Origin of the sequence: Streptomyces sp. NPDC018045 (assembly GCF_044327445.1) — a bacterium.
GTDB lineage: Bacteria > Actinomycetota > Actinomycetes > Streptomycetales > Streptomycetaceae > Streptomyces.
Genome location: NZ_JBIRFL010000022.1, coordinates 37,963 through 58,460, shown reverse-complemented (window position 1 = coordinate 58,460; position 20,498 = coordinate 37,963). Strand labels below are relative to the sequence as shown.

The window sequence follows — 20,498 nt, the reverse complement described above, 5'->3', positions numbered from 1 at the left end:
GGTCCGGGGTCCGGGGCACGCGATCACGGGGCACGCGATCACGGGGCCGTACGCGGTCGGCGGGGACGCTCAACTACCGCTGAGGCAGCGCGCCTGGTGGCAGAGCCAGGGCTGCCGCGTCCCGTGAGCGCCCACAGGGCGAGCCCGAGGCAACTGAACGCGGCGCCCAGTGCGCAGACGGCGCCCCAGCCGGCCGCCGTATAGAGGGAAGTCGCGGCGATGGCGCCGGTGGCGCTGCCGATCGAGTAGAAGACCATGTATCCGCCGATCAGGCGACTGCCCGCGTCCGGGTGCAGCGCGTAGATCAGGGTCTGGTTGGTGACATGGACCGCCTGCACGGCGAGGTCGAGGAGGACCACTCCGACGAAGAGGCCCCACAGCGAACTGCGGGTGAAGGCCAGGGGCAGCCACGAGGCGGCGAGCAGCGCCAGGGCGATGCCGGTGGTCCGCCGGGAGAGTCCGCGGTCGTTCAGGCGGCCCGCCACGGTCGCGGCCAGGGCGCCGGCGACGCCGATCAGCCCCAGCGCGCCGATCGCGCTGTGGGACAGGAAGTACGGGGCCTCGCTGAGCGGCAGTGCGACACTGCTCCACAGGGTGCTGAAGGCGGCGAAAACCAGCAGGCCGAACAGGGCCCGGAGACGCAGCAGCCGTTCCCGCGCGAACAGGGTGATCGTCGAGCGCAGGAGTTGTCCGTAGCGCGGGGGCGTTGACGGAGCGTCACCGTGGGGCGGCAGCACTCGGTGCAGGACCAGGGCGAGCAGTGCGGTGAGCGACGCCGAGGCGAGGTAGACCGAGCGCCAGCCCGCGAGGTCGGCCATGAGGCCCGACGCGGTGCGGGCGAGCAGGATTCCGATGACCACACCGCTGGTGACCAGGCCGACGACCCGTCCGCGCCCGGCGGGCGGGGCCAGTGACGCCGCGAAGGCCACCAGCGTCTGGGTGACGACCGCGAGCAGCCCCGTCGCGGCCATGCCCGCGAGCAGGACCGCCGCCGTGTGGGCGGTGGCCACCACGGTCAGTGCCACCACCAGGAGCAGCAACTGGGCCACGATGAGCCGTCTGCGGTCGGTCACGTCGCCCAGCGGCACGAGGAGGAAGAGCCCGAGTCCGTATCCGATCTGCGTGAGGGTGACCACGCTGCCGACCAGGGCCGGGCTCATGGCGAGGTCGTGCCCCATGGTCACCAGGAGCGGCTGGGAGAAGTAGACGTTGGCCACCGCGGCCCCACAGGCGACGGCGAACAGGACGACGACGCCACGGGACGGAGCGGACGCGGGCCCCTCGCCGCCCCGGGCCGCGGTCCGCCGTCCGGTCCAGCGCCCGGACCACCGTCCGGACCGCCGTGTCACGGCCTCATCGTTGCCGGGCATCGGCACCCCCACATCTGGTTTCAACTTGCTACCACTGACCAATGAGGGCGACCGTAACCCCTGCGGTAGCATGTTGCAACCGTTGTGAGAGTGAGGGACGCTTTGGTGACCAGGACACGCTTCGACGACAGCGACTGCCCCGTCGCCCGGTCGGTGGACGCGATCGGCGACTGGTGGTCCCTGCTGATCGTCCGGGACGCCTTCGACGGAAGCCGGCGCTTCGGGGAGTTCCAGCGCAGCCTCGGCGTGGCCAAGAACATCCTCACCGCGCGCCTGCGCACTCTGGTCGCCGGCGGCGTCCTCGAATCCGTCCCCGCCTCGGACGGCAGCGCCTACCGCGAGTACGTGCTCACGCCGAAGGGCAAGGCGCTCTTCCCCGTCATCGTGGCCCTGCGGCAGTGGGGCGAACAGAACTTCTTCGCCCCCGGCGAACCGCACTCGGAGTTGGTCGACCGCCGACGAGGGCAGCGCCTCCGCGCACTGGAAGTGGTGGCCGCCGACGGGCGACGGCTGGCCCCCGAGGACACCGCCGTCCACAAGGTCTCCGACCGGTGATCCGGGCCGGGAAACCGCGCCGGGGGCCCTGCGCCGGCGCACCGTCCAGATGATCCGGCTGGCCGATCTGATGGCCGTCGGCGTTCCCGCCGACGCCGACCAGGTACAGGCCGAGGTCGCTGCCCAGTACGGGAAGCTGGCCCGGCCGCGGCCGGTCTCCGCCGAGGAACACCGCGCCATCGGACGCGCTTGTGTGGACAACGAGCAGCGGCGGGCCACGTACGAGGCGATCGCACCGGGGCCGGCCGCGTACCAGCGGAACGCCATCCTGGTGTACGCCTCGGACCGGGTGAGCTGATCCGACCGGCCACCGGCGCCCGCCACTGACTGCCGCGTCTCATGCCCGTACGGCGCGGAACCGGAACCTCCCCTTGCCGAGGGTGACTTCGGCCGGTCCGAACCCGGCGGCCCGCAGCCGCCGCGGCAGGGTTTCCGGCGGGACGGGTACGTATGTGTCGCCCAGGTGCAGCAGCCGGAAGGCCGCGCTCGCCCGGCCGTCACAGCCGGCGAAGACGCCTTGGGGGCGCAGTACCCGCCGGGCCTCGGCGAAGAGCTGGTCCTGCTGTGCCGGGGACGGCACATGGTGCAGCATGGTGAAGCACACGACGGCGTCGAACCCGCCGTCGGGGAACGGCATCGACGTCCCGTCGCCGTGCACGACTTCGACCCGCCCCGCGTACGCGTCCTGAAGTTTCCCGGCGAACTCCGCGTCGACTTCGAGGACGCTGAGCCGGCCCGGTGCGCGGCGCGTGAGTCCGTGCGTGGTGGCGCCGTAGCCGGGGCCGATCTCCAGGGTGTCGGTGCCGAGTTCCACTCCGTCGAGGGCCCAGGGCAACAGGTCCCGCTCCACCCCCCGTGCCCACCTGTCGGAACTGCATATCCACTGGTGCAAGCGATTCATGGAGGTCATACGGCGATGCTAGGAAGCGCGGGCGACGTCCACCACGAGGTAGGGGGACACATCCTGTCGCGGTACGGACATCTCGTACCGGGGCGGGGGCTTCCAAAAGCCGCGGTGGTGGTGGGGAGCTTCGTGGTCGGCAACGGCCAGTGGTACGGACGGCACTGGCACACGGCGCACCAACTGGCCTGGGCCGAGGAGGGCGTCATCGCCGTACGTGCCCGGGGCAGCACCTGGGTCCTGCCGCCGTCGATGGCGCTGTGGATACCGGCCGGCATCGAGCACGCGACGGGAGCTACCGGCCCGGTCATGGGCCGGAGTCTGTACTACGCGCCCGACCGCTGCCCGGTGCGCTGGTCGGCCCCCACCGTCATCGGCGTCTCGTCACTGCTGCGCCAGTTGATCGCGTACTTGGCGGACGACGGCCTGACGGAGAGCGCCCGGGAACGCGCGGAAGCGGTCGTCCTCGACCAGTTGCGCCCGGTGTCGGTGGCGACGGTGCTCGCGCCGCCGCCCCGCGACGCCCGGGCGCGGCGCGTCGCCCACGCCCTGCGCGCGTGTCCGGCGGACGACCGGACGCTGGCGGAGTGGGGCGCGGAGGTCGGGGCGAGCGCGCGGACATTGGCGCGCGCGTTCGCCGCGGAGACGGGGATGACGTTCGGCCAGTGGCGTACCCGGGTGCGCCTCCAGACCGCGATGCCGCTGCTGGCGGGCGGCGCGACGGTGGCGGCGGTGGCCTGCCGGGTCGGGTACGCGTCGCCGAGCGCGTTCGTGGCGGCGTTCCGGCGCGTGGTCGGAGTGCCGCCCGGGGCCTATTTCTCGCCGTGAAGGAGCCGGCGACGGTACCGGGGGCCGCTGTGTACTGCCCTGCCTGTCAGGCCATCGCGTGCCCACTCGTCCCCGTACGCGCCCTTGTTCCGGCCCTGCGTGTCGGCGTTCAGTCCTGCGGTACCGGGCGGAAGGCGAGAAGGGCGATGTCGTCGGCGCTGTCGGCGCTCAGGGCGATGAGCAGTTCGTCGCAGAAGACGTCTAGGGGCTCCCCCGCCAGGGCGGCGGCGTGCCGGCGGAGCCTGTCCATGGCGTGGTCGAGGGACTCGTCGCGGCGTTCGATCAGGCCGTCGGTGTACAGCAGGACGGTCGCGTGGGCCGGGATCGGGTCGGTGGCGCACGGGCGCGGCATGTCGGGTTCCATGCCCAGCAACAGCCCCGCCCCCGCGTCGAGGTAGCGCGTGTCGCCCTCTCTGGTGGTCAGCAGCGGCGGCAGGTGCCCGGCGGAGGAGTGGGTCAGCTCCCAGGGCCCGCTCGCGGGGCCGGCGACCAGGCCGTAGACGCAGGTCGCGGTGGCCTCCTCGGAGAGGCTGTGGTTGGCGACGTCCAGGCGGCGCAGCACCTCTTCGGGCGGTTCCTGGCGGTCGATGGCGATGCCGCGCAACATGCTGCGGAGCTGGCTCATGGCGACGGCGGCCTCCAGGTCGTGCCCGGTGACGTCGCCGATGACCACGGCGGTCCGGCCGCCGGGGACGACGAAGCTGTCGTACCAGTCCCCGCCGATCTGCGCGGTCGTGGAGGAGGGCGCGTACCGCGCGGCCATCCGCAGGTGCTCGATCTCGGGCAGTACGGGCAGCAGGGAGCGCTGGAGACGCTCGGCGATGTGCCGGGTCTCCTGGTACAGGCGGGCGTGCTCCACCCCCAGGGAAAGGCTGCGGACCAGGTCGCCGATCAGGGGCAGCGACTCCTCGGTGAAGGGCCGTTCCGCGCCGGTACGGAGCAGGGTCAGGGCCCCGAAGACGGCGCCGCGGGTCCGCAGCGGAGCGATGACCGCGCTGTTCGCCCCCACCCGTTCGAACAGCTCACGGTCGTGGGCGTCGAGCGGGCTCTTGACCTGGCTCGGCGACGGACCTTCGGTCAGCAGCAGCGGCCCGGCGCCGCGCAGCACCCGGGCCAGCGGCCCCCGCGCCGCGCCGGTCACCGGCGGGAGCCGGCCCGCGTACGCTTCGGTGGGCAGCTCGGTGGAGCTGTGGTGGGCGACGCAGAACCGCTCCAGCACGTCGCCTTCGTCGAGCAGGTCCACCACGCACCAGTCGGCCAGCCGCTGGGTCAGGATCTTGCAGACCCGCTGCACTCCCTCGTCCAGGTTCGCGGTGCTGCTCAGCGACTCCCCGATGTCGGCCAGCAGCCGGCGTTCCCGGGCCGGCCCGTCGGGCTCGTCACTGCCCGCACCCGTGACGCGCTCCGGGTCGTGGGACAGCTCCGGCCCGCCGGGCTGCTGCGGCGGGATGGCCCGGCTCTCCCCGGAGGCGAGCGGGGCGGGGACGGGTGGGGCGGTCCTGGGGGCGAGCTGGGCGACATAGACGGTACGGCCGTCAGCCGTCACCTGGGTCTGGACGAACAGCCTGACGGGGACCAGCCTGCCGTCCCGGTGCAGCGCCGGAAGCGGTACCGAGCGGCCCAGGATGTGCGGTTGGCCCGTGAGCAACAGCCGGTTGAAAGCCGTCACATGACGTTCCCTCAGGTGTTCCGGGATCAGTACGGTGAGCCGTCGTCCGACGAGGTCGCCTTCCTGCCAGCCGAGCATGTCCGCGGCCGGCCCGTTCGCCACGACGATGCGGTTCTCGTCGTCGGCGGCGATGGTGGGCACCCTGCTGGCCCAGACGTGACTGGCGTCCCAGGGCACCAGCTCCGAGGGGCTGGCGCTCGGCTCACGGGGCACCATCGTCCACGCGGCGGGCGGCCCGCCGTTGAGCTGAACGGTGATCTGGTCGAGCAGCCAGCGGCGGAAGACGCGCTTCTGGGGCAGCGACGGCCAGGTGAGGAGGCGCTCGTCCCGGGCCGCTTTGTCGGCCACGTCGAGGACCCGGTCCAAGGTCCGTGCCGCCCGTGCGACGTCCGCCGGAAGGGAGACGTGGAGGGAGTGGACGTGAGCTGTCGAGGGGTGGGCTTCCAGCGCAGCGGAGACACCGGCGCCGATCAGGTGGTGCACGTCGTGCGCGGCGGTCAGGTCTTCCGGGCACAGGCCGGTGTCCTCACCGGCGTACGCGGCGAGGGACAGCTCCCGCAGCAGCGCGTGCTGATGATGCCGGGCCGCCAGGTACAGCGTGCCGGGCAGGTCGACGAGCGTCACCGTGCGGGTCGGGCCGCAGGACGGCGTAGCGGTCCGCCATGTGGAGGGCGGCGGGGTCCGGCCGTCCGGCCAGAGCTCGAACCACACCGTCTTGCGTTCGTCGCCGGTGTCGACGCCATACCGGGAGGCCAGTTCCCGGACGACCGCCAGCCCATGTCCCTGACCGGCGAACCGGCCGGGCTCCCCCGGCACCGGCCGGTGGCACGGCCGGTGGTCGCTGACCTGCACCCGGACCGCGCGACGGCCCTGGTGGCCGACCAGTCGGACCGTCACCTCGGCTTCCGTACGCGCGTGCAGGACCACGTTGGTCACCAGCTCGCTGACCAGCAGCTCAGCGGTCTCCACCGCATCCGGCGCGCCATCGGCCAAGGCGGTCCGCACGAAGCGCCGGGCCTGCCCCACACTCTCCGGCCGCGGCGGAAACCCCTGTGTGGCCGCCGCCCCCGGCTGACTGATGTGGTCCATGCCGTCAGTGTGCGGCACACGACACCCCTCAGTGCCCAGCTCCCGAGGTATCGCGTCAACGTGCTCGCCGGAATCCATCAACCGGGTGAGGGGCGGCCACGCCTGCCGGGTCCGCGAGGCGCGAGGCTTCGAGGTGACCGGCGTCGCGGGCGAGGCTGGCGGCCGGAAGGCCCCGGGCGGACGTGGCTACTCGCCGGGGGCGGTGCGCCAGGGATCGGGCACGGTGTTCCGGACGGTGGCCGTGCCCGGCTGCGCCGGAACCGTCGAAGCGGCTCTCGCCTTGGCGACCGCGGTCCCCAGGTGCCCCTGCACCGCCTCGGGAAGCGCGGCCCCCTGAACGCTGTTGACCAGGTCCTGAGCGAGCCGGTGCAGTTTGATGTTGGTGTTCTGTGAAGCGCTGACCAGTACGGACCAGGCCGCCTCCGGGCTCAGGGTGAACGTGGCCATCAGGATGCCGCGGGCCAGATCGATGGCCGGGCGCGTCCGCATGGCGCGGCGAAGCTGCTCGACCTCCGTGGGCAGGCCCCGGGAAGCGTCGTCGTACGGGGCCGGTCCGTCGACGGTGGGGAACGTCGTCCGGTCGCCGTTCGGGGCGGGGTTCGGGTTGTGGGTGGGGGCGGGCTCCGAGTTGTGGATCGGATCGCGGCTGGGGGCGTGGTTCGTGTCACGGTTGGTCCGACCCGCCCGAGCTGCCCGATTCGCCCGATCCGGGCTCAGGTACGGCTTCCCGTCCGGGCCCGGTTCCGGTTCCGGGCCCGGTTCCGGGCCCGGTTCCGGGACGACGAACAGCTCACGGACTTCTGCCAGCTCCAGCAGCCGCTCGATCGCGCGGCTGCTGGAGGCGATGGTGACGGCCTTGCCCTGTGCGACGGCCCGTAGCCGCAGACGCAACAGCATGTTGAGGCCGATGCAGTCACAGAACGGCACTGTGTCGAGGTGGAGGTCAAGTCCTCGGAACGAGCGACTCAAGACCTCGCGCAACTCGCGCTCGATCCCCTCACAGGCGTTCAGATCCAGCTCGCCGTATACCGCCACCTCTGTGCGGCCACCCCTCCGGATGACCTCGATCCATGCCGAACCCGGCGAGGGCGTGACCCAGGTGCCGTCGCTCCCGTTGCTCTCAGGGGAGCCCTCAGGGAGGCGCGCCCAATGCGCAGCTTCCGGCATGGCCTTCCTCTCCTGTCATCGACTCGACCGGCGTCCGTCTCAGGCTCACCCATCGTCGGATACCCGTCAACTAATACACGAAAACCGTTGCGTGTATCGAGACGCGTGAATGTTCGGTCGGTAGAGTTGGAGCATGGATGGACTGACCGAGTCGAACAATGGGGTGCCCGAACCGCACAGCGGCTGGACATTTGTGACCAATCACGCCCGAGTGCTGGCCGCCATCGCCGACAACCACAACGCCCGTATCCGTGACATCGCGGCGCACTGCCGGTTGACCGAACGCGCCGTTCAGAAGATCATCGCCGATCTGGAGCGCGACGGTTACCTCTCCCACACCCGCGAGGGCCGCAGCAACACGTATCGGATCGACCCCAGCAGGGTGCTGCGCCATCCGGCCGAAGCCGGCCTGACCGTGGCGTCCCTGCTCTCCCTGCTCGTCCAGGACGAAGCGGACCGCACCACCCTCCCCGACGACCGACGTCACCACAGCACGGCCTGAGGAGCGATGGCCTGAGGAGCACCGGCCCCCGAGCGGGGCCGGCCCGGGCCGCGGCGCCGCAAGAGCCCGCATCCCTTACGAGGCAAGGCAGCACCGCCCGTCGGCGCGACGCCGGTGACAGAGGGCCGAGCCGGAGCCTCCACCCCCGAACCGCACAGGAACCCGATCCCCGGACCGAGGGCCGCTTCCGCATGGCCGTTCCGACCGGGAAGCCGGGACCCCGACCCCGGCCCCGATAGCGGTCGACGACCTTGTCGCGCCAACTCCGCCAGGCACCCCAGGCATTCAGCGCACCCAGTTCCGACGGCCGGCCCACCACGGAGAAGGCCGCACCGGAAGGCCGCACCGGAAGGCCGCACCGAACACATACACCCCCGAAGACTCGCGGGCCCGCTCCTCGCGCCCACCCTCCCTGGCCCGGACCCCACCTCCGCCCCACACCCCCCGCCCCCCGCCCCACAGAAGACCTCGTTGACAAAGCGGAACACTGCTCCATATCGTAAACGGAACAGAGTTCCGCTTTGGCTTTCCGTCGAAGCCGGACACTCCTGCCCGCCTCTTTGGACGCGGCCCAACCAGGCCGCGGCCCGAGGCCGTTGAAGGGACATGGCTTCATGAACGCGACGACTCACCCCGCCGGCATTCTCGGCTCCCCCGCCCCTGTGCTCTCGGTCAGTCCGGTGGTGCTGTCCGTACCCGGCCGGGCCGTGGACCTTCAGGTGCGGGTCTCCGCGCCGATGACCGGGACCGACCTGCCGGTCCTCCTGCTCTCGCATGGTCAGGGCCAGTCGAACCACCTCTCCTCGCTGAACGGCTACGCTCCCCTCGCCGACTTCTGGGCGGCGCACGGCTTCGTCGTGCTCCAGCCGACCCACCTCAGTTCGCGGACACTGACCCTGGACCCCGCCACGCCCGGAGCGCCGATGTTCTGGCGGTCGCGGGCCGAGGACATGCGGCACATCCTCGACCAGCTCGACGCGATCGAAGCCGCCGTTCCGCAGCTTCTCGGGCGGCTGGACCGCGGCAAGGTCGCCGTGGCCGGGCACTCGATGGGCGGGCACACCGCGAGCCTGCTGCTGGGTGCCCGGGCCACCGACCCCGACGACGGAACGGAGGTGGACCTGACCGAGCCCCGGATCACGGCGGGTGTGCTGCTCGCCGCACCCGGCAGGGGCGGCGACGCCCTCACCGAGTCCATCGCCGAGGTGCTCCCGTTCCTCCGGGCCATGGACTTCTCCAAGATGGCCACCCCCACGCTGGTGGTCGCCGGCGACCAGGACGATTCCCCCCACCTGACGGCCCGGGGCCCGGACTGGCACGCCGATCCGTACGTCCTCTCCCCCGGCCCCAAGTCCCTGCTCACCCTGTTCGGCGCGGACCACGGGCTCGGCGGGATCGCCGGTTACGACGTCGCCGAGACCACGGACGAGAACCCCGAGCGGGTGTCCGCGGTACAGCGGCTCACCTGGGCCTACCTGCGTTCCGAGCTCTACCCCGGGGACCCGGCCTGGCAGGCGGCGCGGGACGCGCTGGCATCCGGCCCCGACCCGCTGGGACGGATCGAATCCAAGTAGGCCGGCTCAGGAGGGCGGCTCAGGAGGGCAGTCGCCGAGGACGATCGGAGGGGACGGACCAGCAGGGCGACCCGGGAGAGCGGCTGAGGACAGCGGCCGAGGCGGCCCGGGTGGCGCCGTCCCGGAACATTCGTCCAAGACAGGAGCGACGAAGTCGGCGACGGTAGAGGCATGCGCAGTTACGACGCGGGGGCCGGCGCCCTGGTTCGCGATACCGGGGACGCCGGGGACGCCGAAAGCGCCCGGGACGCACCCGGTGCGGGAGACGATTGGGGCACCGGGGACGGCTGGGAGGTCGCCCGTCCCGTCGGCGGTACGGCTCTCGCCGGCGTCCGGATGGCCGGGTTCCGGGACCGCGTCGCCGCAGGCCTGGACATGCGGGTCCTCCCGCAGCCCGCGGTGATCGTCGTCATCGAGCTCGGGGACGTCCCGTACCGGGTCGAGGGGGCAACGGGGCAGCAAGCGCTGAGGAGCCTTGTTGCCCCGTTGGCGCCCGGCCCGGCCCGTATCCGCGGTGAGCATGTCGAGTGCGTCGAGCTGCGCTTGTCTCCGCGGGCCGCCTACGCCCTGCTGGGGGTCTCCCCGCGCGAACTCGGGTCCGTCACAAGCCTTGAGGACCTGTGGGGGCGGCACGAGCGGCGCCTGCGCGGACAGCTCACCGTCGCCACCACGTGGCAGGAACGCCTCAGGCTGACCAACGAGTTCCTCGCGCAGCGGGCCGCGCGGGCGCCGGGGATGGCGCCGGAGGTCGCCGCGGCCTGGGACGACATCGTGGCCCACCGGGGCCGGGTACGGGTAGGCGACCTGGCCGCGTCCTGCGGATGGAGCCGCAAGCGGCTGTGGTCGGGATTCAGCGCCCAGATCGGCCTGACGCCCAAGCGTGCCGCCATGCTGGTCCGCTTCGACTGCGCCGCCCGGGCCCTGCGCGCGGGCGGCAATGCCGCCGATGTCGCCATGGCCTGCGGATACGTGGATCAACCGCACCTCTATCGCGATGTCCTGGCCTTCGCCGGGTGCACGCCCGGCGCCCTGGCCCGCGGGGCGACATCCGCCGGCTGAGCCACAGTCCTCTGCGCACACCATCCGAGCCCCGGCGCATGCCCGTGCCCGTACCCGTACTCGGGCCCATACCCGTACCCGTGCCCATGCCCGCGTCCATCCGGAGGAGGGTCCCCGAAGCATGAAAGAAGGAAAACTCTTGACGAACACCGATGTCCTGACGCCCGGCGCCATCGCCGACCGCGAGCTGATCGGCCGGCTGGCCTTCGGGAGCATGGCCGCGCAAACCCTGCGGGCGGCGGTCCGGTTGAAGGTCGTCGAGCTGATCGGCGACGGACGGCGTCAGGCCGCGGACGTGGCTGCCGACGCCGGAGCCGCACACCAGCCCATGTCACGGCTGCTGCGCGCCCTGGCCGGGCTCGGCCTGCTGAGGGAACACGCTCCCGACTGCTTCTCGGTGACCTCCGCCGGAACACTCCTCGACTCTTCCCGCGCCGATTCGCTCACTTCTCTTGTACGGATGTTCACCGAACCGGTGATGATCCGCGCCTGGGAGCACCTGGACGACAGTGTCCGTACCGGCGGCATCGCGTTCGACACCGTCTTCGGTACGGACTTCTTCAGCCACCTCGCTCAGCACCCCGAACTGTCCGCGGTGTTCAACGCGGCGATGAGCCAAGCCGTCACGGAGACCGCCGCCGTGCTGCCGTACGCCTTCGACTTCGGCCGGTTCACCACGGTCACGGATGTGGGCGGCGGCGACGGGACGCTGCTGGCCGCCGTGCTCGACGCGCATCCGGGCGTCACGGGCGTCGTCTACGACACAGTGGAGGGCCTGGCGCAGACGCGGCGGACGCTGGAGCGGCGCGGGCTCGCGAAACGCTGTTCCGTGACCGCCGGGAACTTCTTCCGTTCCGTACCCGAGGGATCGGACCTCTACCTGATCAAGAGCGTTCTGCACGACTGGGCGGACGACCGGGCCGTCACGATCCTGACCCACTGCCGCGAGGTGCTGCCGCCCGGCGGCCGCGTCCTGATCGTGGAACCCGTGCTTCCCGAAGTCGTCGCCTCCTCCACCGGCAGCGAGGACCGCGTCGGGAGCCACGCCGCCGACAACGGAGTCACCTATCTGAGCGACCTCAACATGCTGGTGAACGTGGGCGGCAGGGAGCGCACCCGTAAGGAATTCGCGGACCTGTGCCACCGCGCGGGCCTGTCCCTCATCTGCGTCACTCCGCTCGCGGAGGCCGCCCCCTACTCCCTCATCGAGGCCGGGGCACCGCAGCCGCAGCCGTGACCGCGAGCACGGCCGGTTCCGTGGCCAGGCGGACGGCGGGGCCGACGCGCACTCCGCCGGCCACGCACAGGGCGGGTATCAGCTCGCCGGACAGCGGGCGGCGGAGGTCCGGCGCACGGTCCGTCCCGGCGTCTTCACCCGGCGCGCTCCTTGAGCAGTTCGATGGCGCGGAGCACGGCGGCGGCCTGGGCGGGTGCGAAGTCCGCGAAGAAGGCGTCGGTGAAACCGGTGCCCTCGCCCGCGTCGCCGTCGTCCGGGAGGGTGATCGCCCGTAGTGCCTCGTCCGGGATGCTGTCGACGATGGACCGGGCGGCCCGCTCCACCCGTGGGTCGTCCTCGGCGGCCTCGGCCAGCTCATCCATCCGGGCATAGACCGCGTACGCCCGCCGCATGGCCGCCGGGTCGGCTCGGAGGCCGTGCATCAGGGCGTCGAACCATCCGCGGTCGCCGCCCGGCGTGCCGGTCTCCAGCAGGGCTAGGAGCTGCCGTTCCTTGGCCGCCATCGCCGGCTCCGGCCCGGGTACCAGCTCCGAGGCGCGGGCCATGTCGTCGAAGACGGCCGCGAGTTCGGGCGAGACGGGGGCCTCGTCCGGGAGCCGGCCAGTCCGCTCGGCCTGTTCGAACAGCCGGGCCAGCCGGGCGCGGCGCTGCCGGATGGCCTCCTCCTGGCGCGCCAGGTCGGCGTCCAGCTCGGTGAGGATCTCGACGAGGTCCTTGCCCGCGTCGTCCGCCAGTGCGTCCTTGACCTCGCCCAGGGTCAGGCCGAGTTCGGTCAGCCGGCGGATGCGGGCCAGCTCGATGGCGTCGCGCAGCGAGTACGCACGGTAACCGTTGAGCTGCCGCGGCGGCTCGGGCAGCAGCCCGGTGCGGTGGTAGTGCCGTACGGCACGGGTGGTGACGCCGACGATGCCGGCGAGTTCTCCGATACGCATGGCTTCAGTAAAAACGTTGACGCTGCGGCAAGGTCAAACGTCGGGAGGGGCGGCGGCTCGGGTAGTGAGCCGGCGCGCGCCCAGGCGGTACGCCGTCCGGTCCTGCCACCGCCGGCCGTCCCAGGCGATGAGCTGGACCGCCTCGACGGAACAGCTCAGCGGCAGCGCGGGCGCCAGTTCGGCCTGCAACGCGTCGTACGCGGCCTCCTGGGTCGCCGGGCCCTCGTGGTTCGCGATCGTCAGGTGCGGGGCGAGTCCCGCACCGAATATTCCGCGGTACGGCACGGCTTCCGGCCAGCGCCGGGTGAGGTCCTTGGTCAGCGCGGTCACCGGGCCGTGGGGCCACGGGTCGAGGTAGAGCACGCCGGGGTAGCGGCCGAACGACTCGAAGGTCAGCGTGAAGGCGTCGTGCCCGGCGAAGAGACCGGCCAGTTCGCGGTGCGTCGCGGCGTCGATACGGCTCTCATGGACGAACGGGTACAGCACGGTCACGTGGGCGGGGAACCCGGCCCGGACCAGCGGGTCGGCTTCCGGGACCTTGATCGTGAGGGCGGTATCGCCCGATATGTCCGGCCAGTCGGCGTCCGCTGGCTCATCCGTGACCAGGCCGGCGCCACCGTCCGTGTCCGCGCTTCCGCCCGTGTTCGCATCGGCGGCTGTACCCATACCTGCGGCTGCGTCTCCGCTCATGCCGGTGTCTGCGTCTGCGTCTGCGTTCATCAGGCGTCATGATCGCATCGGCGGGACGCCGCCCTGTTCCCGGGTGGGCCGCGGGCACCCCCCGTGTTGGCCGGAACGATGCGCTGGAATCGCCACCGGCCCGTGGAAACCTGGGGAGACCGACGAGCGAGAGAGGCCCAGGGCATGACCAAGACCTGCCTGCCTGTGCATCCGCCCGTACCACTGCCCGTACAGCCGAGTGATGCGCGGCTGCCCGACTTCACCGCCCTGCCACTCGACGAGCTGTCAGCCCGTACGGAACACCCGGTGCTGAGCACGCTGCTGCCCGGCGTGTGCGACCGGATGGACAGCCCGGACGTTGTGGCGTTCTACGACGACGGGCCCCCTCCCCCGGATGCGTGAAGCCGGCCGCCCCCTTCCGTCCCGGCGGCCCGTCCCCTTCCGGCAGTTCGTGCTCAAAGTGCACAGCAGGTGCAACCTCGCCTGCACCTACTGCTACGTGTACGAGGGTCCCGACCAGAGCTGGCGCGAGCGCCCGGGCCGGGTGGCCGAGGGCACCGTACGCCGTACCGCGGAACGGATCGCCCAGCACGTCACCGCACACGGACTGCGTTCGGTGCGGGTCGATCTGCACGGCGGGGAACCTCTGCTCGCCGGGCCCGCCGCGCTGATCGGCTACGCGCGGACCGTCCGGGACGCCCTGCCCGGGGACTGCGCCGCAGCGGTCTCGGTGCAGACCAACGGCACCCTGCTCACCGCGGATGCCCTGGAGCGGCTCAGCGGGGCCGGCATCACCGTCGGCCTGAGCCTCGACGGCGGCAGCGCCCGGCTCAACCGCCGGCGCGTCGACCACGCGGGCCGGTCCTCGTGGCCCGCAGTCCGGCGGGCGGCCGGGCTGCTGGCCGGTGCGCCCGCCGCCTACGGGGGCATCCTGTGCACCATCGACGTGCACACCGACCCCGCGGAGATCTACCGGTCGCTGGTCGCGCTGGGCCCCACCAGCCTCGACTTCCTGCTTCCGTACGGGAATTGGAGCGAGCCTCCGCCCGGCATCGGCCCGTTCGCGGAGCCTGCGGGCCGGGCCGCGCGCCCCGTTCCGTACGGGGCCTGGCTGGCGCGCGTCTTCGACCTGTGGTGGGACACGCCGCCGGGCCACCGGCCCGTACCGGTCCGGCTGTTCGGCGAGATCGTGGCGCTGCTGCTCGGGGCGGCGAGCAGGTCCGAATCGGTGGGGCTGTCCCCGCTGGCCGTGGTGGTGGTCGACACCGACGGCTCCCTCCAGCGCATCGACTCCCTGAAGACCGCGTACGCGGGCGCGCCCGACCTGGGGCTGGACGTCTTCCGGCACGATTTCGAGGATGCCCTGCACCATCCGCACACCGTGGCCGCCCAGGCGCGAGGGCTGGACACGCTCTGCGAGAGCTGCCGGCACTGCCCCGTCGTCGGCGTCTGCGGAGGCGGCAGGTACACCGACCGCTATCGGCACGGCTCGGGTTTCGATCACCCTTCGGTGTACTGCGCGGATCTGGAACATCTGATCCGCCACATCGGCGAGCGGCTTCGGCACGCGGTACGCGGCGAGGGCCCGCACGCCGGGCCGCCGGGTTCGTAGGGACCCGGCGCCGGTACGGCGGTGGCGTCCTGCGATCTCTCCCTCCCCCCCCCCCGGCCGTGGCGAGGGAGGTCTGGATGCGCTGCCGGGGACCGGGACGGGACGCGTTGCCGATCAGGAAGGGCCCGTCAGGACGGGCCGACGGCCGGCTCGCCGTGACCCTGCCACGGTCGGGCGAGCGTGAGCAGAGCCGTCGCGGACAGCAGGACGCAGCCCAGCACCACGACGGCCGTCGACATGGCGGTGGTGTCGCCCAGTACGCCGGGCAGCGGCGCGGCCGCGGCGCCGAGGACGAACTGGGCGCCCCCGAGCATGCCGGAGGCGGCTCCGGGGGCGTCGCTGCCGACGGCGAGAATGATGGTGGTCGACGCGGGCAGCACCAGCCCGAATCCGGACGTCAGGCCGAACAGGCAGGCCCATGTGGTGGGGAACGTGCTGATGCCGACGGCGAGCAGGGTCACCAGCGTGACCAGCGAGACCACGGTGACGGCCACGCCGACGGTGAGCAGCAGGTTGAGACGCACCCGCCCGGCCAGCCGCCCGAAGACCGTCCCGGTCACCACGGTGCCGACGGCGTTCGTGGCGAAGACGAGGCCGTACCCGGTGGGCGACAGGCCGTAGAGGTTCTCGAAGACGAAGGGCGAGCCGGTGATGTAGGCGAACAGCGCGGCCAGAGCGCACCCCATGACCAGGAGATGGCCGACCATGACGCGGCGCCGGAGCAGGCGGCCCATCGCGGCGAGGACGGCCGGCAGGCCCCCGGTCCGGCGCCGCGCGGCGGGCAGCGACTCGGGCACCCAGGCCCAGATCGCGGCGAGCAGGAGCAGCCCGGTCACGGCCAGCGCCACGAACACCAGCCGCCATGAGCCGACGCCGAGGAGGAGGCCGCCGGCCACCGGCGCCAGAACCGGCGCGGTCGATCCGATCACGCTCAGCGTGGTGAGCCGACGGGCCGCGTGGGTGCCGGTGAACCGGTCGCTGACGACCGCCCGCCCGATGACGATGCCCGCGCCGCCGGCGATCCCTTGCAGCAGCCGGGCCACGTCGAACACGGCGATGGACGGGGCGCACGCGCAGACCAGGGACAGTGCGCCGAACAGGCCGGAACCGGCCAGGAGCAGGCGTCGCCGGCCCATCGCGTCGCTGACCGGGCCGAGCAGGACCTGGCCGACGGCGAGCCCGGCCAGGCAGGCCGTCAGGGAGAGCTGGACGGCCGTCCTGGAGGTCCCGAAGGAGGTGACGATCTCCGGGAAGCCGGGTGCGTACATGTCGATGGCGAACGGCGACACCGCCGAGAGTCCACCGAGAACCATGACCATCAGTCCGGTTCGGGTCCGTGCGGGCGCGGCATCAGTGCTGACGGTCATCGGTCTCCGTCCGAGGGGCCTGGGTGTCTGCGTGCGGCCCCATCGTCGGCGCCGTGCACACGCCGTGGTGTGGAGCGCCGGGCCCGGGAATGTGGAGCGCGCTGCGCGCCGGACGGGCGTCGTCAGGAGTGCGCCCGCCGGAACCGGGCGGGGGTGGTGCCCCGGTCGCGCCGGAAGGCGTAGCCGAAGTTGCCGGCCGAGGCGTAACCGACCTCGTGCGCGATCCGTGAGACCGGCCAGTCGGTCTCGACGAGCAGCGCCGCGGCCCGGTCGAGACAGCGTCGCCGGTGGTACTCCCGCACCGACGTGCCGTACAGCGCGCGGAACCCGGTGGTCAGTCGCCGCACCGACATCGACGACGCGCGGGCCAGCTCGGCCAGGGGCGGCGGCGCGTGGCGCTGTCGCCACAGCAGGTCGGGGACTCGGTGCAGCGCGGCAACCTCGTGGTCGTCCAGTGCCGGGCAGAGGGAGTCCTCGGCGTCGGGTGGCGCGGTGTCCGTGAGTCCGTCGACCAGCGCGGACAGCGCCGCCACGAGCCGCGACTCCATGAACAGCAGGCGGCCCGGGGACGAGCGCCGGTGCGTGAAGATCTCTTCGAGCGGGCCCGCCGCCGGGCGCAACGCGGCGGACCGGCCCAGATACCGCTCGCGGGCGACGCTCTCCGGCCCGGTGGGCGGCAGGACGCCCGCGCCGAGACCGCCGAGGTGGGACTCCAGTCCGGTCCAGGTGCCGGTGACCGACACCGCCCGGTACCGCTCGCCGGCGCCGTACGCGACGACGCCGTCGACGGCGCCCCGCGGGCTCAGCGCCACCGAGCGGGCGCGCAGGTCACCGGAGCCGGCGCCGCGCTCGCTGATGGACATACGCCCCTCGACGCAGTGCTCCAGCTCGAAGTGGTCGCCCGGGAACGTGAATCCGACCCGGTGTCCTCCGGTGAACGCGATGTCGTAGCGGACGATGTGGAACCCGCTGCGCAGTGGGGTCACCTCGATCGTCCCGTCCCCCACCTCCGGTCGCAGCCGATGCCGTACGGTCCCGTCGCGGCTCTCCTCGGCCTGTGCGATCGAGGCGTAGTACGCCGCGGACGTCGCTTCCGACACGGCCGAGCCGGCCGCGCCGGCGAGCTGGTGCACCCTGGTCACGACTCCGCAGGTTAACGCCCCTCCGGCTCCTTGGTCAGGCCCGGCGGACGGCCGCCCGGCCCGTTCGGAGCACCCCGGCTTGTTAGGCAAGCCGCCGCTTGCCTATGGTGGCGGTCATGGCGGAGGATGTCTTCAAGGCGCTGGCCGACCCCACCCGTCGGCGCATCCTTGACGAACTGGTGGAACGGGACGGCCAGACCCTGTTCGAGATATGCGCCCGGCTGGTGACCAAACACGGCCTGGGGCTGTCCCGCCAGGCCGTCAGCCAGCACCTGGCCGTACTCGAATCCGCGGGCCTGGTCCTTTCCCGGCGCGAGGGCCGCTACAAGTTCCACGACCTGAACACCGAACCCCTGGAGCACATCGTGACCCGATGGCTCAGCCCCGGCGCACCGGAGGGCACCCCATGAGAATCCACCTGACCAGCGTCTTCGTCGACGACCAGGAGAAGGCCGCACACTTCTACACCGACGTACTGGGCTTCGCGAAGAAGCACGACGTCCCGCTGGGCGAGGCCCGGTGGCTGACCGTGGTCTCGCCGGAAGAACCCGACGGGACCGAGCTGCTGCTGGAGCCCTCCGGCCACCCCGCGGTGCAGCCGTACAAGACGGCGCTGGTCCAGGACGGCATTCCGGCCGCCTCCTTCGCCGTGGACGACGTCCGGGCGGAGTTCGACCGGCTGCGCGCGCTCGGGGTGCGCTTCACCCAGGAGCCGCTGGAGATGGGCGAGGTCACCACCGCGGTCCTGGACGACACCTGCGGCAACCTGATCCAGATCATGCACGGCGGGTGAGGCGCGCCCCGCGCCCGGTCACTCCGGCCCTGGTCAGGATCGGCCGTCCGCCGAACCGGCCTTGGGGAACGCCGTACGCAGTACGGGTCCACGGGTCAGGAAGGCGGCTCCGATCAGGGGCAGGGCGCACACGCCCTGGAGCACGGCGTACCACAGCGGACAGACGCCGGGGATCGCGTCGACGGCGATGATGGCGATCGGCATGACGGCGGTGAGGGTGCCCACGCGTTCGAAGTGCCGTCGCGATCCCTGTGCGGCGCGGCCGGCCAGCCGGTGGATCACCGGTGCGATCGCGAGCAGAAGGGCGGCCCGGACCCACATGAACGTGCTCACCGTATGGCCGCCGACCGCCACCGCGGCCACCGTCAGGAGAGCGACGGCGCACAGCGCGCCGTAGAGCTTGACGCACGTGCGCACCGTCTCGAAGGCCTGCCGGACGTCGGGCCGGTCGAGGTGCGCCGTCCGGCCCGTGATGTCGCTGATGTTGGTCATGTCTTCCTCCGTCGTGTCGTGAGGACGACGCTACGGAGCACGTCAGCGGTGGGGTACGGGTCTGGACCCACGGGCGGGTGGGGCCAGCCCCACTCCCCTTCAGCGGCACGGAACCGTGCCCCCGGCACGGTCCCTGCGCGCCTCGGCCGCCCGGCCCGGCCGAAGGGGCACGGCGACATCGACGGCGCGGTCGCCTCGGTGCACCGGCGGCTCGATGCGGCCGGCTCGGCACGGCCGACTCAACGCGGCACGTCCTCGCCGGGTGCCGAGGCGTTACCGCCGCCCCGGCGCCCCGGCGAGGACGCCCGCCCGGAGACGCGAGGAGGACCGCCCCGGGGCGCGGCGACCGCCGACCGAGAACGACGGCCGCCGTGACGCTTCCACTGTCCTCCCCACCGCGCCCCGCGACACCGGCCGCGCACCCTGATTCCGAGAGCTTTGTCCGTTCATGGGGAACACGGAGACAACCCTTGGCCGTGAGTTGGCCCGGGAGGGGGCGACCTGCTCGGGACGGCCTCGGCCTCCCCGGCAGGCGGCTCCCGGCGGTCCGGTTACCTGGCTGCCCCGCCGTCCCGCTGCCCGGACGATCAGAGGCAGGACCGGACCCCGCCCCTCAGCGGCGTCCGGGCCGTGATCGTCACACGCGGTGCGCCGTCAACGAGAGGCCCGCCCGGCCGCCTCCCGTATCGCCTGCGCCAGTGCCCCGGGGGCCGTGAGGTGAGCGGCGTGCCCTTGCCCGGTGAGCGTGACGATCCGCGCGTTCGGCAGCGCGGACGCCAGGTCGCCCAGGCGCTCTCGCAGGTGGGCCGGGCTGGTCTCCCCCTGCACCAGGGTGGTCGGTACGTCGAGCCGCTGGAAGCGGTCGACGCCGACCCCGAGCGCGTCGATCGCGGCGATGTCGGCGAACCCCGCGACCGCCTTCGCCGTGAACGCGGCCACGGCCTTCGGATGCGTGGTCAGCGTGTCGACCAGCTCCGCGGATTCCCCGGCGATGTCGCGCAGATGAATCCGCATCGCCTCCCGGGGATCGCCCGCGGCGAACGCCTCGCGGGCGCGCCGGGCCGCCTCCGCTCCGACCGGTGACCTGGTGGGCACCGGCGGATCGTAGAGGAACAGGCCCGCCCACGGCCCGGGCGCCCGTACGGCGGCTTCCAGCGCGGCGACCGCCCCCGAGGAGTACCCGGCCAGCAGCACGGGCCGGTCGAGGAGTCCGGCGATCGCCAGGATGTCCGCCGCCTCGACGGCCATGGAGTACGCCGGCGGGACCCTCGCCCCGGGGAGGTAGATGCGACGGGCGATCCGCACCACGCGGAAGTCGCCCACCAGCGAGCGTACGACGCCGTCCCAGTTCGCGGGGCTCCCGCCACCCCCGTGCACGAGGAGCAGCGCCGGCCCCCGGCCGTCGTCGAGAGCGGTGACGGGCGTGCCGTCCTCGGATACCGCGAGAAGCTCAGCCATGCGCCCAGTCTGCGCCGTTCGGCCCGCCGGTCCACCGGCGTTCCGTCGGAAGCGCTTTGATCGTATGGAT

General features: G+C 72.5%; 21 protein-coding genes. 11 read left to right on the top strand and 10 right to left on the bottom strand.

From position 1 onward, the window contains the following. Positions 1 to 38: 38 nt before the first annotated feature. Complete coding sequence (locus ACH4EB_RS31115) at positions 39 to 1,370, bottom strand: MFS transporter (RefSeq protein WP_398351397.1); 1,332 nt, start codon at positions 1,368 to 1,370, stop codon at positions 39 to 41. Positions 1,371 to 1,472: 102 nt separating this feature from the next. Here ACH4EB_RS31115 and ACH4EB_RS31110 point away from each other — a divergent pair, with 102 nt between their 5' ends. Next, entirely contained in the window at positions 1,473 to 1,925 is a 453-nt protein-coding gene (locus tag ACH4EB_RS31110) for a winged helix-turn-helix transcriptional regulator (protein WP_398351444.1), read from the top strand. A 49-nt stretch (positions 1,926 to 1,974) separates the two neighbouring features. Continuing rightward, a complete protein-coding gene (locus tag ACH4EB_RS31105; protein WP_398351395.1) occupies positions 1,975 to 2,223 on the top strand; it encodes a TipAS antibiotic-recognition domain-containing protein in 249 nt (82 codons plus the stop codon). Between the two features lie 39 nt (positions 2,224 to 2,262). On the opposite strand, the gene ACH4EB_RS31100 is transcribed toward ACH4EB_RS31105, so the two are convergent. Then, positions 2,263 to 2,835, bottom strand: coding sequence for a class I SAM-dependent methyltransferase (locus ACH4EB_RS31100; protein WP_398351394.1), 573 nt, complete (start codon positions 2,833 to 2,835; stop codon positions 2,263 to 2,265). A 6-nt stretch (positions 2,836 to 2,841) separates the two neighbouring features. Here ACH4EB_RS31100 and ACH4EB_RS31095 point away from each other — a divergent pair, with 6 nt between their 5' ends. Further along, positions 2,842 to 3,654 carry an AraC family transcriptional regulator gene (locus tag ACH4EB_RS31095; protein ID WP_398351392.1) on the top strand — a complete coding sequence of 271 codons (813 nt, stop codon included), beginning with the start codon at positions 2,842 to 2,844 and terminating at the stop codon, positions 3,652 to 3,654. A 109-nt stretch (positions 3,655 to 3,763) separates the two neighbouring features. On the opposite strand, the gene ACH4EB_RS31090 is transcribed toward ACH4EB_RS31095, so the two are convergent. After that, positions 3,764 to 6,412, bottom strand: coding sequence for a SpoIIE family protein phosphatase (locus ACH4EB_RS31090; RefSeq protein ID WP_398351391.1), 2,649 nt, complete (start codon positions 6,410 to 6,412; stop codon positions 3,764 to 3,766). A gap of 186 nt (positions 6,413 to 6,598) precedes the next feature. Then, entirely contained in the window at positions 6,599 to 7,447 is an 849-nt protein-coding gene (locus ACH4EB_RS31085; protein ID WP_398351390.1) for an ANTAR domain-containing protein, read from the bottom strand. Positions 7,448 to 7,712: 265 nt separating this feature from the next. Here ACH4EB_RS31085 and ACH4EB_RS31080 point away from each other — a divergent pair, with 265 nt between their 5' ends. The 4 genes from ACH4EB_RS31080 (at position 7,713) to ACH4EB_RS31065 (ending at position 11,951) form a co-directional block, all read left to right on the top strand. Then, complete coding sequence (locus ACH4EB_RS31080; protein WP_398351388.1) at positions 7,713 to 8,081, top strand: helix-turn-helix transcriptional regulator; 369 nt, start codon at positions 7,713 to 7,715, stop codon at positions 8,079 to 8,081. Positions 8,082 to 8,695: 614 nt separating this feature from the next. Next, positions 8,696 to 9,655, top strand: coding sequence for an alpha/beta hydrolase family protein (locus ACH4EB_RS31075; RefSeq protein ID WP_398351387.1), 960 nt, complete (start codon positions 8,696 to 8,698; stop codon positions 9,653 to 9,655). A gap of 171 nt (positions 9,656 to 9,826) precedes the next feature. Then, on the top strand, positions 9,827 to 10,714 hold the full coding sequence (locus ACH4EB_RS31070) for a helix-turn-helix domain-containing protein (RefSeq protein WP_398351385.1): 888 nt from the start codon (positions 9,827 to 9,829) through the stop codon (positions 10,712 to 10,714). Positions 10,715 to 10,853: 139 nt separating this feature from the next. Further along, complete coding sequence (locus tag ACH4EB_RS31065; protein WP_398351384.1) at positions 10,854 to 11,951, top strand: methyltransferase; 1,098 nt, start codon at positions 10,854 to 10,856, stop codon at positions 11,949 to 11,951. A 134-nt stretch (positions 11,952 to 12,085) separates the two neighbouring features. Here ACH4EB_RS31065 and ACH4EB_RS31060 read toward each other — a convergent pair whose 3' ends face one another. Beyond that, on the bottom strand, positions 12,086 to 12,883 hold the full coding sequence (locus ACH4EB_RS31060) for a MerR family transcriptional regulator (protein WP_398351383.1): 798 nt from the start codon (positions 12,881 to 12,883) through the stop codon (positions 12,086 to 12,088). Positions 12,884 to 12,916: 33 nt separating this feature from the next. Then, positions 12,917 to 13,603 (bottom strand): 2'-5' RNA ligase family protein, encoded by a 687-nt coding sequence (locus ACH4EB_RS31055; protein ID WP_398351382.1) that lies wholly within the window; start codon positions 13,601 to 13,603, stop codon positions 12,917 to 12,919. Positions 13,604 to 13,747: 144 nt separating this feature from the next. Between ACH4EB_RS31055 and ACH4EB_RS31050 the strand changes: the two genes are divergently transcribed. Both ACH4EB_RS31050 and ACH4EB_RS31045 read left to right on the top strand, forming a co-directional pair. Then, a complete protein-coding gene (locus ACH4EB_RS31050) occupies positions 13,748 to 13,966 on the top strand; it encodes a YxD-tail cyclophane-containing RiPP peptide (RefSeq protein ID WP_398351381.1) in 219 nt (72 codons plus the stop codon). Further along, positions 13,959 to 15,176, top strand: coding sequence for an FxsB family cyclophane-forming radical SAM/SPASM peptide maturase (locus tag ACH4EB_RS31045; protein WP_398351379.1), 1,218 nt, complete (start codon positions 13,959 to 13,961; stop codon positions 15,174 to 15,176). The genes ACH4EB_RS31050 and ACH4EB_RS31045 overlap by 8 nt, the downstream gene beginning before the upstream one ends. Positions 15,177 to 15,304: 128 nt before the next feature. Here the strand turns inward: ACH4EB_RS31045 and ACH4EB_RS31040 are convergent, their stop codons facing one another. Together ACH4EB_RS31040 and ACH4EB_RS31035 are read right to left on the bottom strand one after the other, a co-directional pair. Next, positions 15,305 to 16,543, bottom strand: a complete 1,239-nt coding sequence (locus ACH4EB_RS31040) for a multidrug effflux MFS transporter (RefSeq protein ID WP_398351377.1) — start codon at positions 16,541 to 16,543, stop codon at positions 15,305 to 15,307. A gap of 122 nt (positions 16,544 to 16,665) precedes the next feature. Next, positions 16,666 to 17,685: a helix-turn-helix transcriptional regulator gene (locus ACH4EB_RS31035; RefSeq protein ID WP_398351376.1), complete on the bottom strand. Its 1,020-nt coding sequence runs from the start codon at positions 17,683 to 17,685 to the stop codon at positions 16,666 to 16,668. Positions 17,686 to 17,801: 116 nt separating this feature from the next. Between ACH4EB_RS31035 and ACH4EB_RS31030 the strand changes: the two genes are divergently transcribed. After that, the gene (locus ACH4EB_RS31030) at positions 17,802 to 18,095 is read left to right on the top strand and encodes an ArsR/SmtB family transcription factor (RefSeq protein WP_398351375.1); all 294 of its coding nucleotides are present in this window, start codon (positions 17,802 to 17,804) and stop codon (positions 18,093 to 18,095) included. Then, on the top strand, positions 18,092 to 18,478 hold the full coding sequence (locus ACH4EB_RS31025) for a VOC family protein (RefSeq protein ID WP_398351373.1): 387 nt from the start codon (positions 18,092 to 18,094) through the stop codon (positions 18,476 to 18,478). The genes ACH4EB_RS31030 and ACH4EB_RS31025 overlap by 4 nt, the downstream gene beginning before the upstream one ends. 33 nt (positions 18,479 to 18,511) lie before the next feature. On the opposite strand, the gene ACH4EB_RS31020 is transcribed toward ACH4EB_RS31025, so the two are convergent. Both ACH4EB_RS31020 and ACH4EB_RS31015 read right to left on the bottom strand, forming a co-directional pair. Next, positions 18,512 to 18,970 carry a hypothetical protein gene (locus ACH4EB_RS31020; RefSeq protein ID WP_398351372.1) on the bottom strand — a complete coding sequence of 153 codons (459 nt, stop codon included), beginning with the start codon at positions 18,968 to 18,970 and terminating at the stop codon, positions 18,512 to 18,514. A 654-nt stretch (positions 18,971 to 19,624) separates the two neighbouring features. Next, the gene (locus tag ACH4EB_RS31015; protein WP_398351370.1) at positions 19,625 to 20,428 is read right to left on the bottom strand and encodes an alpha/beta fold hydrolase; all 804 of its coding nucleotides are present in this window, start codon (positions 20,426 to 20,428) and stop codon (positions 19,625 to 19,627) included. Between the last annotated feature and the right edge of the window lie 70 nt (positions 20,429 to 20,498).